Source organism: Prosthecobacter sp. (genome assembly GCF_029946185.1).
In the GTDB taxonomy this organism is placed as follows: domain Bacteria; phylum Verrucomicrobiota; class Verrucomicrobiia; order Verrucomicrobiales; family Verrucomicrobiaceae; genus Prosthecobacter.
Map to the genome: position 1 here is coordinate 1 of NZ_JAQSEA010000268.1, position 14,303 is coordinate 14,303.

General features: G+C 59.3%; 10 protein-coding genes and 2 pseudogenes. 4 read left to right on the forward strand and 8 right to left on the reverse strand.

Annotation, left to right across the window (positions count from 1 at the left end; genetic code table 11):
• From PSV43_RS21965 to PSV43_RS21980, 4 genes are all read right to left on the reverse strand, one after another.
• On the reverse strand, positions 1-396 hold a 396-nt coding region (locus PSV43_RS21965; RefSeq protein ID WP_300202776.1), incomplete at its 3' end, for a c-type cytochrome domain-containing protein.
• A 242-nt stretch (positions 397-638) separates the two neighbouring features.
• Positions 639-971, reverse strand: a complete 333-nt coding sequence (locus PSV43_RS21970; RefSeq protein WP_300202779.1) for a hypothetical protein — start codon at positions 969-971, stop codon at positions 639-641.
• Positions 972-1,028: 57 nt separating this feature from the next.
• Entirely contained in the window at positions 1,029-1,220 is a 192-nt protein-coding gene (locus PSV43_RS21975) for a hypothetical protein (RefSeq protein WP_300202782.1), read from the reverse strand.
• Positions 1,221-1,281: 61 nt separating this feature from the next.
• Positions 1,282-2,760 carry a DUF1501 domain-containing protein gene (locus tag PSV43_RS21980; protein ID WP_300202785.1) on the reverse strand — a complete coding sequence of 493 codons (1,479 nt, stop codon included), beginning with the start codon at positions 2,758-2,760 and terminating at the stop codon, positions 1,282-1,284.
• A gap of 138 nt (positions 2,761-2,898) precedes the next feature.
• On the opposite strand from PSV43_RS21980, the pseudogene PSV43_RS21985 reads away from it, so the two are divergent.
• A pseudogene (locus PSV43_RS21985) lies at positions 2,899-4,260 on the forward strand (N-acetylmuramoyl-L-alanine amidase); the annotation flags it as partial.
• A 177-nt stretch (positions 4,261-4,437) separates the two neighbouring features.
• Positions 4,438-4,686: an acyl carrier protein gene (acpP, locus tag PSV43_RS21990; protein WP_300202806.1), complete on the forward strand. Its 249-nt coding sequence runs from the start codon at positions 4,438-4,440 to the stop codon at positions 4,684-4,686.
• A 14-nt stretch (positions 4,687-4,700) separates the two neighbouring features.
• On the opposite strand, the gene PSV43_RS21995 is transcribed toward acpP, so the two are convergent.
• Genes PSV43_RS21995 through PSV43_RS22005 form a run of 3 tightly spaced genes read right to left on the reverse strand, consistent with a single transcriptional unit; the run spans position 4,701 to position 9,568 of the window.
• The gene (locus PSV43_RS21995) at positions 4,701-7,571 is read right to left on the reverse strand and encodes a PSD1 and planctomycete cytochrome C domain-containing protein (RefSeq protein ID WP_300202788.1); all 2,871 of its coding nucleotides are present in this window, start codon (positions 7,569-7,571) and stop codon (positions 4,701-4,703) included.
• A 9-nt stretch (positions 7,572-7,580) separates the two neighbouring features.
• On the reverse strand, positions 7,581-9,038 hold the full coding sequence (locus tag PSV43_RS22000; protein WP_300202791.1) for a LamG-like jellyroll fold domain-containing protein: 1,458 nt from the start codon (positions 9,036-9,038) through the stop codon (positions 7,581-7,583).
• Positions 9,035-9,568 (reverse strand): sigma-70 family RNA polymerase sigma factor, encoded by a 534-nt coding sequence (locus PSV43_RS22005; RefSeq protein ID WP_300202794.1) that lies wholly within the window; start codon positions 9,566-9,568, stop codon positions 9,035-9,037. Before PSV43_RS22005 ends, PSV43_RS22000 begins: the two co-directional genes overlap by 4 nt.
• Before the next feature lie 442 nt (positions 9,569-10,010).
• Here PSV43_RS22005 and PSV43_RS22010 point away from each other — a divergent pair, with 442 nt between their 5' ends.
• Positions 10,011-10,958 (forward strand): class I SAM-dependent methyltransferase, encoded by a 948-nt coding sequence (locus PSV43_RS22010; RefSeq protein ID WP_300202798.1) that lies wholly within the window; start codon positions 10,011-10,013, stop codon positions 10,956-10,958.
• Between the two features lie 803 nt (positions 10,959-11,761).
• Here PSV43_RS22010 and PSV43_RS22015 read toward each other — a convergent pair.
• Positions 11,762-13,033, reverse strand: coding sequence for a putative Na+/H+ antiporter (locus PSV43_RS22015; protein ID WP_300202801.1), 1,272 nt, complete (start codon positions 13,031-13,033; stop codon positions 11,762-11,764).
• A gap of 191 nt (positions 13,034-13,224) precedes the next feature.
• Between PSV43_RS22015 and PSV43_RS22020 the strand changes: the two are divergent.
• Positions 13,225-14,303: pseudogene (locus PSV43_RS22020) on the forward strand (hypothetical protein); the annotation flags it as partial.

A 14,303-nucleotide genomic window follows, 5' to 3' on the forward strand; every position in this document is an offset into this window, starting at 1 on the left:
GGCGATGGCGTTTTGTTTTGCTTCATCTGGCCACGGGGCACCGCTGGTGATCCATGCTTTGATCCAGGTCAATTGTTCGGCGTAGAGTTTGTCGGCTTCCTTGGGTGGCATCGCTTCCCAGTCAGCCTCGTGCTGACGAGTTGAGGCGAGGTAGAGCGGGCTTTCTTCAGGCTTGCCGGGGACGATGGAGGTCGTTTCGCTCTCACCGCCTTTCAGGGTGCTTTCGAGCGTGCGCATATCGAGGCCGCCTTTGATCTTCTGCATGTCATTGCCGTGGCAGGCGAGGCACTTCTCCTGAAAGAGCGGCCATATGCGGCGGACGAAGAGATCCTCGGCGTCCTCGGCATGAAGGGAGGAAAAGGCGAAGATGAAGAGCGTGAAAATTTTGCCGGTCATGGCTGGGGAATGAAGAGATATGCAGATGCAAACGGGCTTGGAGTGGAGGGCATACAGAATACGCGGAACTGAACTTTAACTTATGCCCCCCCTGTACTCGGTGACTATTTTGATCGATTCAGCGGGCAGCAGGGGGAGTAGGAATGAATGAAGAAACGCATGCTGCGGTGACGTTGCGTTGCTCCCGGAGCTTCGGTGAAGTGTGCCGAAAATAGTTGGCTCGTGTCGTTGGACCTCTCGCTCTATGTTAAAGAATCTGAGAATGCCTGAAAAGCTTTCACTTCCTCTTCCCGGGCAACGCCAGCAACAATATGCCCTGCCAGACTGCGAATGACGAAGGCTTGATCCGCTGGCAGATCAAGCCGCTTGACCACCAGGGCGATGATGGATGCAAAGGTGTTGCCGTTGTAAAAGCAAAAGGGAGCCATCCGGTGGCAGCGCCGGCACAAGGTCGCTGCTTCGGCCAGAGTCATTGCCGACAGATGGCTGGAATCCCAAAGCGCGCTCGTGGCATCGTGTCCGTCAGAGGTGGGCTTGTGAAGTGCATTCTTGGCTTCGCAGAGACCACGGTTCAAGGTGGTGACGATTTCCCAGGTGTAGGATTCGAGCCACGGACGCATGCTGTTTATGTTTTAGGGCTTCTTTGCTGCCTGAGCCGCTTTGATCTTCTTCAGCTCATCCACTCCTGCGCTCTTGAGGAAACCTTTGCCGGTCTTGGCATAGATTGGTTCGGCCGAGAATCGATCCTGCATTTCGAAACCGATCTCAAGCAACTCGCGCACGATTGCGTCATCGCTTGGTTTGGAGGCTGCAGCCGCTTTCATGCGAGTAGATTAACCCCAGTACTGGTTTCCGGCAATGCTGGTTTCACGGGGGGATATAACCTCACGCCAGCATCTCTTTGATCACATGCCCTTCCACATTCGTGAGGCGGCGCTGCACGCCGTTGTGCTCGAAGGTGAGGCGTTCGTGATCGAGGCCGAGGAGGTGGAGGATGGTGGCATTGAAGTCGTAGAGGGGGTGGATGTCCTTCACGGCTTTCTGGCCGAGGTCGTCCGTCTCGCCACAGCTGACGCCGGGCTTGACGCCTGCGCCGGTCATCCAGCAGGTGAAGCCGTCGGGATTGTGATCGCGGCCTTTGGCTCCTTTTTGGAAGAAGGGCATGCGGCCGAATTCGGTGCACCAGACGACGAGGGTGTCTTCGAGCAGGCCACGGGATTTGAGATCGCGGATGAGCGCAGCTGCGGGTTGATCGAGGATGGGAGCGTGCACATCATACTGGTCTTTGAGCGCGTTGTGGCCGTCCCAGTTGAGCTTGCCGCCGCTGGCGTAGGCGCCGTTGAAGAGCTGGACAAAGCGCACGCCTTTTTCGATGAGGCGACGGGCGAGGATGCAGTTTTTGGCGAAAGCGGCTTTGTCGGGGTTTTGCGTGTCGTCGGCACCGTAGAGTTTCAGGATGTGAGCGGGTTCGGTGCTGAGATCGCTGATCTCAGGGACGCTGAGCTGCATGCGTGCGGCGAGCTCGTAGCTGGCGATGCGTGCGGCGAGTTTGCCATCGCCGGGATGGGCTTCCAGATGGCGTGCATTCATGCGCTGGAGGAGGGTGCGTGCAGCTTGATCATTGGCGGGAGAAACACCCATGGCAGCGAGGTGGCGCACGGGGGCTTTGGAGCTCATGGTGGTGCCTTGAAACGCTGCGGGGAGGAAGCCGGGGCCCCAGTTGTTGGCACCGTTTTGCGGCACGCCGCGTGGATCAGGAATGGCGACGTAGGAGGGGAGATCCTGGTTCTCGCTGCCGAGGGCGTAGGTGGTCCATGCGCCGAGGGAGGGGAAGCCGTCGAGATTGAAACCGGTGGAGAGGAAGTTCTCGGCAGGGCCGTGGGTGTTGGACTTGCTGGTGAGTGAGTGAACGAAGGCAAAGTCGTCTGTGAGTTCTGCGAGATGCGGGATCATGTCGCTCACCCACTTGCCGGTCTGGCCGCGCTGGCGGAAGGCGTACTGCGGGCGTGCGAGATTGCCTGCGGGCCCTTGGAACGTGACGGCGGGGCCACCGGGCAGGGGCTTGTCGTCCCACTTGATGAGTTCGGGTTTGTAGTCCCACGTTTCGAGCTGGCTGACGGCACCGGCGCAGAAGATGACGATGACGTTTTTCGCCTTGGCCGGGAAATGCGGCTGGCGTGGGGCGTAGGGGCGCGCGGGGTCGATGATGGGGCTGCCTGACTGTGCTGCGAGCAGGCCATCGAGTCCGAGGAGATTAGTCAATGCAATGGAGCCGAGGGCGGTGCTGCTGCTGGAGAGGAAGCGGCGGCGGTCGAGTAGGTGGCGGCCTGCGGGGGAGAGGTGTTCGGAAAGAAAAGGGGACATGCGCACAGTCGGGTTCACCCTATCATCTCCACAAAGTCGGTAAATTTAACAAAGTGCATGGTGATTTAAGACGAGAAAATTTGTGAGCTGGACAGGCATGAGCTTCCAAATTAAAAAAACGACTGAAATATTTTATTTATGCCCACTCCTCCCATCTTCATTTCCGCCACTAGTAGTGATTTGGCAAAAGCGCGTGAGATTGTGAGGGATGCATTGTTGGAGATCGGCTGCTTTCCGGTGGTGCAGCAGCACTTTCCAACCGGGCAGGGCGAGATAGCGTCCAAGGAGGCGCACACCATTGCCACATGCAAAGCGGTGATCCACCTGGCGGGTGCCATTTATGGCATGGAGCCACTGCCCGCAGACACACACGGTGTGGGCGCAGCTCCTTCTTCACGTCACTCCTACACTCAGCTTGAGTATTACGCTGCTATTGCCAATAAGAAACCGGTGTACGTCTTTCTGGCCACAGATGCCTTTTACGACATTCCGCAGAACCGGATGGACCCTGATGTGCCGCTGCCGCCGGAGGATGCGGAGAAACAGCGCCTGCAGCGTGAGCATTGCACGGCCCTGCGCAGGAGCAATCACCTGTGGTATGAGTTCTCGAACCTGGCAGAATTGCGCGACCTCGTGCTGAAACTGCCAGAGCGCGATGATGCCTGGGCCGCCATGTTCAAGGCGGAGCGCAGGACTACTTTTATTGCAGCGGTTGTGATTGTGGTGCTTCTTGCCACGAGCACGTTGATCATGCTCCGGCGGTCTGACGGCCTTAAAAGGACCGTGGAGGCCGTCAAGGCGGACACGCAAAACACTTCGCAGATCAAGGACAAGGTGATTGAGGTGTCTGGGCAGGTTTCTGCCATAGATGCCAAAATCGCGGATCTTCAGAAAGCGCTTCTCAGCCATAATGGGGACCCGGATGCGGCGTTAAAGAGCGTTGCCGCCCAGTACGGGCTCAGCCCGGAACAACTGAGATCCGGCATCGAGGCTTTTGTGGCCAATTACGACAAGACGCCAAACCCTCCTCCAGATCAGAAAGAAATTCGCAACATTGCCGGCAAGTTTGTGATGCGTGGAAGCACACCCGCAGAGTTTTCACTTTATGCAGAAGGCATTCAGTTCACGAGTTGGAAACCTTCGTTCATTGTGCTGCATTCTACTGACACGTCTCTGCTGACATGGATGAAAAATCCAGAAAGAGGGTTGTCATCGTTCTTCAATTTGTTCGTGAAGGAATTTGGATGGAACGGTGGGCCACACCTGTTTGTGGATGAGAGCAAAATCTGGGTTTTTAACGCGTTGAACATGCCGGGCATACATGCGAGTCAATGGAACAGAGAGTCCATTGGGGTGGAGATGGTTGGGGCCTATGACAGCGAGCCGCTGTCGCCCGCGGTGAGGGATACCACCGTCAGCGCACTTGCCACCCTCTGTCGCAAGCTGGGCCTGCCAGCCACTGCGATTCGATTTCATCGAGAACTGCCAGGTACAAATAAAACGTGTCCTGGCTTAAACGTGGACAAGGCTGATCTGATCCAGCGCGTGGCAGCCATGCTGGGTGGAGCTTCTGATGTCAATTCAGTGATAGCAACGCTGCAGCCGGTGGCAACCAGCGCAGTAACGCAGGAGGCCGCCCCCACTCATCCGCCAGTGTATGACAAGTTTCATGCCGGGATCCTGGGCAAGGTGGTTCCAATCATCGTGGAGCAACTTGGAGTGAATTCTTCCCAGGTGATTCCCACTGCACGACTTATCGAAGATCTCGGCGCTGATTCGCTGGACCTTGTGGAGCTCATCATGGCTGTTGAGGAGGATTTTACGCTGAAGAATATTCCAGACGAGGACGCGGTGAAGGTGAAAACCGTGGGCGACTTGGTAAGCTTGATCGTACGGTTGACCAAGGCCGGTGCCTCAAAGGGCTAGTCCTTTGTGAGGCTTCACGGCACAAACAAAAACTCATTCGAGTTGAATAACGCACGGCAAAGTGCTGCCAGGCCGCTTTGCAGGACGATAGGCTCCATCTCCTTCAGCTCTTCCTTCGTTGGCTCACGGCTTAGCGCGAATTGATACGCCCGCTGGATTTGTTTGGCGGGGTCGGTGCCAGCTTCCTGCTGCACGCGGGTGGCGAGGGCTTCGGATTGTTCGAGGGTGAAGCGGCTGTTGAAAAGGTTGAGGGCCTGGATGGGGGTGGTGCTTTCGATGCGGCGGGCGGTGCTTTGACCGGCGTCGGGGCAGTCGAAGGCACCGAAGACGGTTTCGGGCTCGCGGCGGACTTTGTGGGCGTAGATCATGCGGCGCTGATTTTCGTCGTTGAAGGTCTCGATGGGATCGAAGCCGCTGAGGCCGCCGCGTTGATCGAAGAGATTGTAGCCGCGACCGTACATATTGAGATTGAGCCGGCCGCTGACGGCGAGCATGGAGTCGCGGATGGATTCGGCTTCGATGCGGCGGGAGGGGAAGCGCCAGAGGTAGTGTACTTCGGAGTCGATGGTTGCTGCGGTGGATTCGGAAGACAATGAGACAATGAGATGGGGAGAGGGGGAGACTTCAGAGGAAACGCTTTTCTCCGGGGCTGATTGTCTCATGGTCTGATTGTCTTCTTCAGTCTGCGATGACTGCCCGTAGGTCTCCGATAAGAGAATGAGGCGGTGCATGTGCTTCACGCTCCAGCCGCTGCGGATGAATTCGGCGGCGAGGTAGTCGAGGAGTTCGGGGTGGGTGGGCTTGATGCCCATGCGGCCGAAGTCGCTGGGGGTCTGCACGAGGCCGGTGCCGAAGTGGCCCTGCCAGATGCGGTTGACCATGACGCGGGCGGTGAGCGGATTTTGGGCGTTGGCGATCCAGTCGGCAAGGGCGCGGCGGCGGTCCTGCTCGGCGGATTCTTTGGGGAGTGTTACATGTCCGAGAGAGCTGAGGACGGCGGGGGTGACGGGTTCCTTGGGCTGCTCGGGATCGCCGCGATTGAGGAGGTGGATGTCGTCGGGAGTACGGAAGGTTCCGGCGAAGGCTTTTTGAGCGTTGATGGCTTGAGCGATCTTGGATTCGGTGGCGGCTTTTTCCTGGATCAATGGCTTGGCGCGTTTGGCTTCTTCGGTGCTGAGGCCGCTGAGTGTGGGTTTCGCGAGTTTCTTGTTTTTGGGGTCAAACTTCTGGCGGTCACTGGCGTCAGCGACGGTGTGCCACTGGCCTGCGGGATCGCTGATTTCGATTTGATAATCGGTGGCGAGGCGGTCGGTGAATTTGCCGTCGCGGTCACGGCTCCAGACGACGCGCTCGACTTGTTGCTCCTGCGGGAATTCGAGTTCCACCCAGCCCTGGCCGAGCTTGTTGGAAAGCCAGCTGCGGGAATTGCCGTAGCGGCCATCGGTGAGGAAGCGGAGTTCGTGTCGCTCGGCGACGCCGATGTCGCCGGAGGATTTGCGCTTGGTGCCGGTGGTGGCGAGAGCGACGTTTTCACCACGCGTGTTGAAGACTTCGAGTTCGTCGATGCAGGGTTCGAGGTTGGTCGTGGTCTTGATGGTGAAGCGCAGGCGCTGGGTCTTTACCGGGGCAAAGCGGTCTGCGTTTTCACGGGCGTTGATCATGGGGCGTTCCGCGCCGGAGTTGGCGAGGGGGACGAAGGCTGAGAGTTCTTTGTCGATCTGGGCGAGGCGTGCTTTGAGCTGCTTCTCTTCTGCTCGCGCGGCCTCGGCTGCGGGTGTGTGGAGATCGCGGTCGGCGTACTCGACACCGGCGACGAAGGCTTGCATGGCGTAGTAATCTTTGGCGGTGATGGGATCGAACTTGTGATCGTGGCAGCGGGCGCAGCCGATGCTGAGGCCGAGGAAGGTCTGGCCGATGTTCATGACCATTTCATCAATGGAATCCTGGCGTGCGAGGCGCTTGGAGGCATCGTCTTTGCCGATTTGGCCGGGTAGAAGTACGGAGGCGGTGACGAGGAAGCCGGTGGCGGCGTCCTGGCCCATGGCATCGCCGACGATCTGTTCTTTGATGAAGCGATCGTAGGGTGTGTCGTTGTTGAAGGCGCGGATGACGTAGTCGCGGTAGGGCCAGGCGTTCGGGCGCTCGGTGTTCACTTCGAAGCCGTGGGTGTCGGCGTAGCGCACGACATCAAGCCAGTGCTGGGCCCAGCGTTCGCCGTAGCGTTCGCTTTTTAGAAGGCGCTCTACTAGATGCTGGATGCTGGATGCTCGATCCTGGATGAACTCCTTTTCAAAAGCCGCCGTTTCTTCCGGTGTGGGGGGCAGGCCGGTGAGGTCGAAGGTGATACGGCGGATGAGCGAGATGGGATCGGCAGGTGGGGAGCGGTGGAGATTTTTTTCGGCGAGCTTGGCGTCGATGAAGGAGTCGAGGCGGGAGGATGACCGAACGTCTTGGGTTTTTGGTGGGGACAGGATGTCCCCACTCCTGGCCAGAGGTTTGAAGGACCAGTGATCGAGGCGGTCTTCGAGTTTGGCGAGGTCGATGCCGTCGGGCCATGGGGCGCCTTCGTTGATCCAGGTGGTGAGGGTGGCGATGTCGGCGGCGGAGAGTTTGCCTTTGGGGGGCATGAGCTCGTCTTCGTCAGCGGTGGTGAGGAATTGAATGAGCGGGCTGTCTTTCGCTTTGCCGGAGATGATGTCGGGGGCGTGTTTGTCGCCGCCTTGGAAGGCTGAGGCTTTGATGTCGAGGCGGAGGCCGGACTTTTGTTTTTTCTCGCCGTGGCAGTTGTAGCAGTGCTGCTGGAGGATGGGGCGCACGTCGCGGACGAAGTCGATGGGCGCGGCGAGTGCGGAGGAGGTGAGGAGGATGAGAGCGGCCAACTTCATGCGAGGGGATCAACGGTAGGGATTACCTGCGGCGTGCAGGGCGCGGAGTTCAGCGTCCGACATGGCGCGTCCGAGGAGGAGGAGTTCATCCACACGACCGCTGAGCTTGCGGTCCTGCTGGTTCCAGTTGCCGATCTGGGCGGGGCCGAGGCGTGCGGGGTGGGCGATCTGCTGGTGCACTTCTTTGTCGAAGCGGCCATTGAGATAAAAGCGGACGGTGCCGCGTGAGGAATCATAGACAGTGGACAGGTGTACCCAGCGGCCTTGTTCGGGGAGAACTGAGGTGAGGGAGTCGGGATGGCCGTCGCGTTCATGGGCGTCAGGAGCAAGCGTGTTGCCGATGAGGGCGAGGCGCATGGTGGTGTCGCGATTGATCATCCAATGCACCTGACCGGGGTTGTTGTGGCTCCAGCCGTCAGTATGTAGCAGGGACTGGTAGGGCGCTCCGAGGCGGTCGATGCGGACCCATGCGGCGAGGGTGAGCTGGGGCCAGTCGCGGCCGCCGCCGACGTCGAGCTTCAAATGGTCGCCCACGTTGACAAATTCGGGTGCGTGGGAGCCGGGCCAGCGGCCCTGCACGGTGCGATACACGCCGGGCATTTCCTCGGCGGATTCGAAATCCAGCAATGCGATGAGAGTGGGGTCTTGCTTTAAAGCGGCGAGTGCTGCTGCGGAGCGTGCACGCTGACCGGCGGCGAGTCCGGCAGTGAGGCCGGGGAGTTCATCGGGCTGGATGAAGGCGGAGGAGCGCAGTTCGCGGGTGGTGCTGGTGCCTTGAGCAAACGATACGGCATCGCCACTGCGCAGGTTTTGATTGGCGTGGGCACCGGAGGCTTTGGTGATGACTTCGCCCTGAAACACGTGCACCTCGGCTGCGCCGATGGAGGGGACGTCCACACCGAAGCGTGTGCCGAGATCGACCGCATCTCCGGTGGGGGTGATGACGGTGAAGCCTTTTGCCGCAGGTGGTACATCGGCGGCGAGACGGCCGCGCTTCATGTGGAGACGCTGAGCGGACTCAAAGCGGAACTCGGCCGGGGCCTCGATGACAATGCGTGCGCCGCGTGCGGTGATTAGGGATATGCTGCCCGCGCTGATGGCGTAGGATTCGCCGCGCAGTTTAGTGCCATCGGCGAGTTCCACGACACCTGCGGCTTTTCCGACGGTGGCGTAGGCTTGGTGGGTGTTCTGCCAAAACCATGCGCCGAGCAGCAGGGAGATGCAGGCGGCTGCGGCGGCGATCCAGCGTGGGGAGGGGGTGAGCCAGCGGGTGGGCTTTGCGGAAGTTTGCGCGGGTGCCCAGTCTGCGGCGAGTGCTGCGAGTGCGGAGTCCACGTTGAGAAGCTCGGCGAATTCACGCCGTGCTGCGCCATCGGCGAGCAGCAGGGTGTTGAGCTGCTGCATCTGGGGTGCGGAGATGGAGCCGTCGAGATAGACGGACATGAGATTTGTGAGGTCGGCTTTCATGATGCCACCTCCTGAGTCAGAGCGCGGCGGATGCAGTCGAGCAGGAGCTTGCGCATGCGGTGCAGCCACTGGTAGAAACCGGGCACGGTGCGGCCGCTGCTTTGTGCTACGACTTGGATGCGGGACTCGGGCTGGTAGGCCTGCATGAGGAGTCCGCGCTGGTCTGAGGGGACCTTTTGCATGCAGAGTTCCAGGGCTTCGCGCTGGCGTTCTAAGAGGGGCTCGATGGCGGTGGTTTCTTCGGCGATCTTGGTGATGACTTCTTCATCCAATACCAAGCGGTCGCGGCCGCGGTCGCGCAGCCAGGCGAGGACTTCGTAGCGTGCGACGCCGAAGGCCCAGGGTTTGAAGTCGGCGCCTTCGCGGAGGGAGTCGAATTTTTCCCAGAGTACGACGCTGATCTCCTGCATCACGTCATCCGCGTCTGCGCGTGCAGGTACCAGCCGCCGCACGTGGGCGCGGATGGCGGGCTCATGCGCGGTGAAGCTGCGCAGGAAGCGGTGGTGGCGTTCGTTTTCGTTGGGAGACATGCGTGGGCATGTTTCTATCTCCGCGAGATGGAGGGTTTTTACGGACGAGGGCGTTTTTTATTCCGGCGCGGGGATTTTGTGGAAGCGGAGGAATGCTCGGATGCGCTTGGTTGGTGCCGAGGGTGCTGTCTGGAAAGAACCCTGGTCTGTTCCAGAGAGGTGCTGAGCATTTGCAGTGGGAGGGTGTGTGCGGACTGCTGAGGTGTGTGGGTTTGGCGGGTGCGCTGGACTCATCTCGCGAGAGCGAGATGGCTACTGTACTGGCGGCAGGAGAGGGCAGATTCGTAGGATCCAATAGTCAGGCGTAGGAGTTGGGGAAAACGGGGTTTTCTGAAATTTCCGTAACGGAGATAGATGTATTTTTTCATTTCCTAGAATATAAATAAATGCTTATCATCAATAAATTACGCCTTACCCGGGCTTCAATCTGCCACCACCGCGCATGCCGCCCCTTGTCCTCCAGGAACGTTATTCAGTTCATCAGAACGACTTCGCGCCATTGATTGAATGCGATGATCTGCTGCGTGAGCTCATGGCCCAAGGTGGACCGATGCCGAGTGACTATGCGCAGATGAACCGAACACTGCGGCTGCTGGGGGATGCGGTGAGGGCGAAGGTGATTGCCCGAGATGACGTGCTTGCTTACGCTCAGGACGTTACAAATCGACATCTTGAGGGGACGATGCAGGCCCGGGCACTGGGCAAAAAATACGGCTACAGCGGCGACTTTGAGATCATTGAAGCGATCTACACGCTGCAGATTGCCCAGGAGCCGCATCTGCGGCGCTGGGACCTCTACTTTCACTCGCAGGCGGCTCCGAATGCGGTGCGCAATCGCAAGGCTTACTTTCATCAGCTTTTGAATTCGCACTCTGCGGGGCACACCAAGGCACCGCTGAATGTGCTGAACGTGGCCAGCGGCCCGGCGCGGGACGTGCGTGAGTGGATGCTGGACAACCCGGAGCGCGAGGTGTTTTTCGACTGCGTGGACGCGGAGATTCACGCTGTGGAGCGGGCGAAGAAGCTGTGCGCGCCGTTTGCCAAGCGGGTGGAGTTTTACCACCGCAATGTTTTGCGCTTTCTGCCGGCGAAAGGTTACGAACTCGTGTGGTCAGCGGGGCTGTTCGACTACCTGACGGACCGCACTTTTGTTTTTCTGCTCAAGGCTCTCATCGCCGTGACGAAACGGGGCGGGGAAGTCGTGGTGGGAAATTTCTCGGACTACAATCCCAGCCGCGACTACATGGAACTGCTGGGCGACTGGGTGCTGCAGCACCGCACGCGGGAGCAGCTGCGCGAGCTCGCGCTGGAGGCCGGGGCGGCTGCGGATTCGATCGAGGTGATGTGGGAGCCTGAGGGGGTGAATTTGTTTCTGCACATCCGGCGGTAGGGGGGGCAGGGCCTGATCAAAGCGGCTGCACCGAGGAAACCCCGGCATCAAATTCATGCGCAAAAGATGCCGTCTCTTACCGGCTGAGCGACCGAAAAATGCGCTGCGATGCGCAACGATTCTATCTGCTGCCTTGGGTTGCCACGATTCGCCAGGTGAAATGGAAAAAGATGCCAGATGCCAAACCTAAGCGCGGCATCAAGGCATCTTTTCTTGGACGGGCACTTTGGCAGGGAAGTTCAGTGCTACGAGGCCTGGGAGGGAGCTGGGAATTCCATGCGGTGTGTGGCAAGCAGGCTGGCACGCTGGAGGCTGAGAAGCTGAATAGACGTGCGGAGTCATGGGTGCTCGCGGAGTGCTGCGGACTTGAAGTCCGCGCGCCGGGACGTTCTGGTCTACGGCGCACAATGGCAGGATGATGTGCTTTCACTGAAAGCCATGCATATATAAGTATATATATATCAGTGATGTGTACGGGGGCCCCATGATGGATGCTGCCCCGCGAGCCGGGTGGCTGGTGCTGCAGGCCACGCGAAAGGCTCTCTCCTCCCCGGCATTTTCACGCCTCTTTGCTGGCATCCACGGCATCAAACGCATGCCAAAAAAGATGCCGTTCCTGCGTTCTTTGCTGCATCAGGATTCCATCGGTTGCCAGCATCAACCACGCCATGTCATGACGTGCACGAAATTGGGTGGTGCGCTGAAAAAGATGCCGTGATGCCGTGCTTAGGCGCGGCATCTGGCATCAAATCCAGCAGGGGGTGGGTGACTTACGATGGTGCAGAGAGGGAACGGGGGCGGGCTTAGATGAGCCAGAAGAAAACTACAGCGATGCTGGTCGGCAGCAAGGCTCCGAGCAGGAGTCGAAGCGGGCTGATACCTTCGTCATTGAATGCTTTGGAGCTTTGGAGGATGCCGATGCCGGCGGGATTGGGTGCGTTGGCGATGACTGTGAGGCCACCGCCCGTGACGGCACCGGCGACGAGGGCGTATTGGAGTTCTGGAGAGATGCCTTCGACCAACGAACCCAGATAGGTCAGGGCGGCGTTGTCGGTGAGGGCGGTCAGGCCGGTGGCACCAAAAAACATGCTGGAGCCATTGAGCCCGGCGATGAGCGGCTGGAGCCACCAGGATTGGAGTGAGCCGAGTGTGACCAGGCCGGCGAGGAAGTAGCCGACGAGCAGGCCTTCACGCAGGCGCAGTTCGTCCTGATATTCATGTGTGGCGATGACCAAGCCGAGGAAGAGCATGAAAACACCAAAGAACACATCCGGGTGATGAGCGAACAAGACGACGAGAGCGAGGAAGCCGACATGGAGGAGGGTGAGCCATGCGGGGAGAGGGCGCTCGGGCTGTTCAACCACCTCCACGCGACTCAGTTCGGCCCGATAGAAAAAGGTGATGAGGGCGGTGGCGATGATGCAGCTGGCAACCGCACGCCAGCCAAAATGGGTGAGCATGAACCAAGAGTCCCACTGCCACTTTGACGCGACCATGAGCACTGGGGGCGCGGCAAAGTGCGTGAGCGTGCCACCAATGGAGATATTTACAAACAGCAGCCCGAGTGTGGCGTATGCAAGACCTGTGCCGATGCCGCAGTCAAAGTAGCGACGCTTCAGGAGGATCGCAATCAGGGTCATCGCCGCAGGCTCGGTGATGAGTGAGCCCAGCAGGGTGCCGAATGAAAGAGCGGCAAAATAATAGGAGACGCTGGCTCGAAACGGCAGCAGGCGTGCGAGGCCTGAGATGCAGGTTTCCGCCAGTTGGACGACGGGACGGGTCGCAGCCACGACCATGACGACAAAGACGAACTTGGGCTCGGTAAAATTCAGGCCGTCGATGTAGGTCACCGCGTCATTAATGGATTGTGTCAGTACGACGATTCCCGCGAACAAAGCAGCGCCCCAGAGACCAAAGACAACCTCTGTTTCTGCGAAGAAATGCAGGATATTTTCCCTGATTGAGCCTTCGGGATAGCTCCTGGCCCAGTGGGCGAACCGCTTGACCGCAAAGGTGTGCAGCACGGCGAGTGCAAAGAGTGAGGTCGCTAGGATTTCGATGGGAGTGGCAGGCATGCTTTTTTATGTGTCAGGCTCGGCAGATGCGGGTTTGAAAGACGGGTGGATGATGGATGCTGTAACTGGTAAAACGGGCTTTGTCGTTCACTTCTGTGACATGAATGGGCGGCTTAACCCTGTGTTTGAAAGGGTGTCTTATGATTTGTGGTGGGGTGTCTGTCCAGATAAGCTGAACTGCGACGATGGGGATGACTTTTAAAGAAATGATCACAGGCAGGTGGGTAGTGGCCTTCCTCTGCCTGACATTCCTTGCTCCGGCTCATACCTTGGCACAGGCGGAGGCTGTGCCGGCCTCAGGCAACGGACGGTCTGAGGTCGCTCTGACGGCGCTGGCCGAGTCCTTTCGTCGGGTGGATGAGGATCTGAAGGCGGCGCGTGAGCTGCTGAAGACGAAGCTGCCTGCGGATGAGCAGGCCGCGTTGCAGGAGAAAGTGGTGGCACTTGCCACGAAAAGGGAGGCTTTGCTGAAGGATCTGGAACTTGTGGCCACGGGATTGGCCCCGGAGCGTATCATTACCTCAGCAGGGAATGAGCTGAATCTGCAGGAGGAAACGCGCGAACTGCTGCTGCCCATCATTCAGGAGCTGAAGCAGCTTACGGCGTCTCCACGGGAGGTGGAGGGGTTGCGTCGGCAGCTGACCGCTTTGAGGCAGCGGCACCTGCTGGCGGAGACGGCGCTGCGGAGGCTGGAGGAACAGATGAAACTGGAGGCTGACCCGACGCTTGAGCCGCTCTTCGAGGAACTGCTGATTCAATGGAAGAAACGGCAGAGTGACGCGGACACTGAGCTGGCCGTGGCCGAGTTCAAACTGGAGGAGCTGGAAGCGAAGCGTGGCGGGGTACTGGGCAGTCTGCGGGGAGTGGCGGAGGGCTTCTTCCGGCAGCGCGGGCGCAATCTGCTGCTGGCTTGCGTGATCAGCCTTTTGATTTTCGGTGGCATGCGGCTGCTCTGGCGGCGATTGAACCGGCTTCCCGCGCTGAGGCGCAAGAACCGCTCTTTCGGTGTGCGAGTCGCGGTGGTGGGTTATCATGGCCTGAGTCTGCTGATGACTGTGTTTGCGGTGCTGCTGGTGTTTTATCTGGCGGGTGACTGGGTGCTGCTGGGGCTGGCGGTGTTGTTTCTCATCGGCATCGCCTGGACGGGAAAGCAGACGCTGCCGGTGGTGTATGAGCAGGTGAAGCTGCTGCTGAACCTGGGCTCTGTGCGTGAGGGGGAACGGGTGATTTACAATGGGCTGCCGTGGGAGGTGCGGACCGTGGGCGTGTT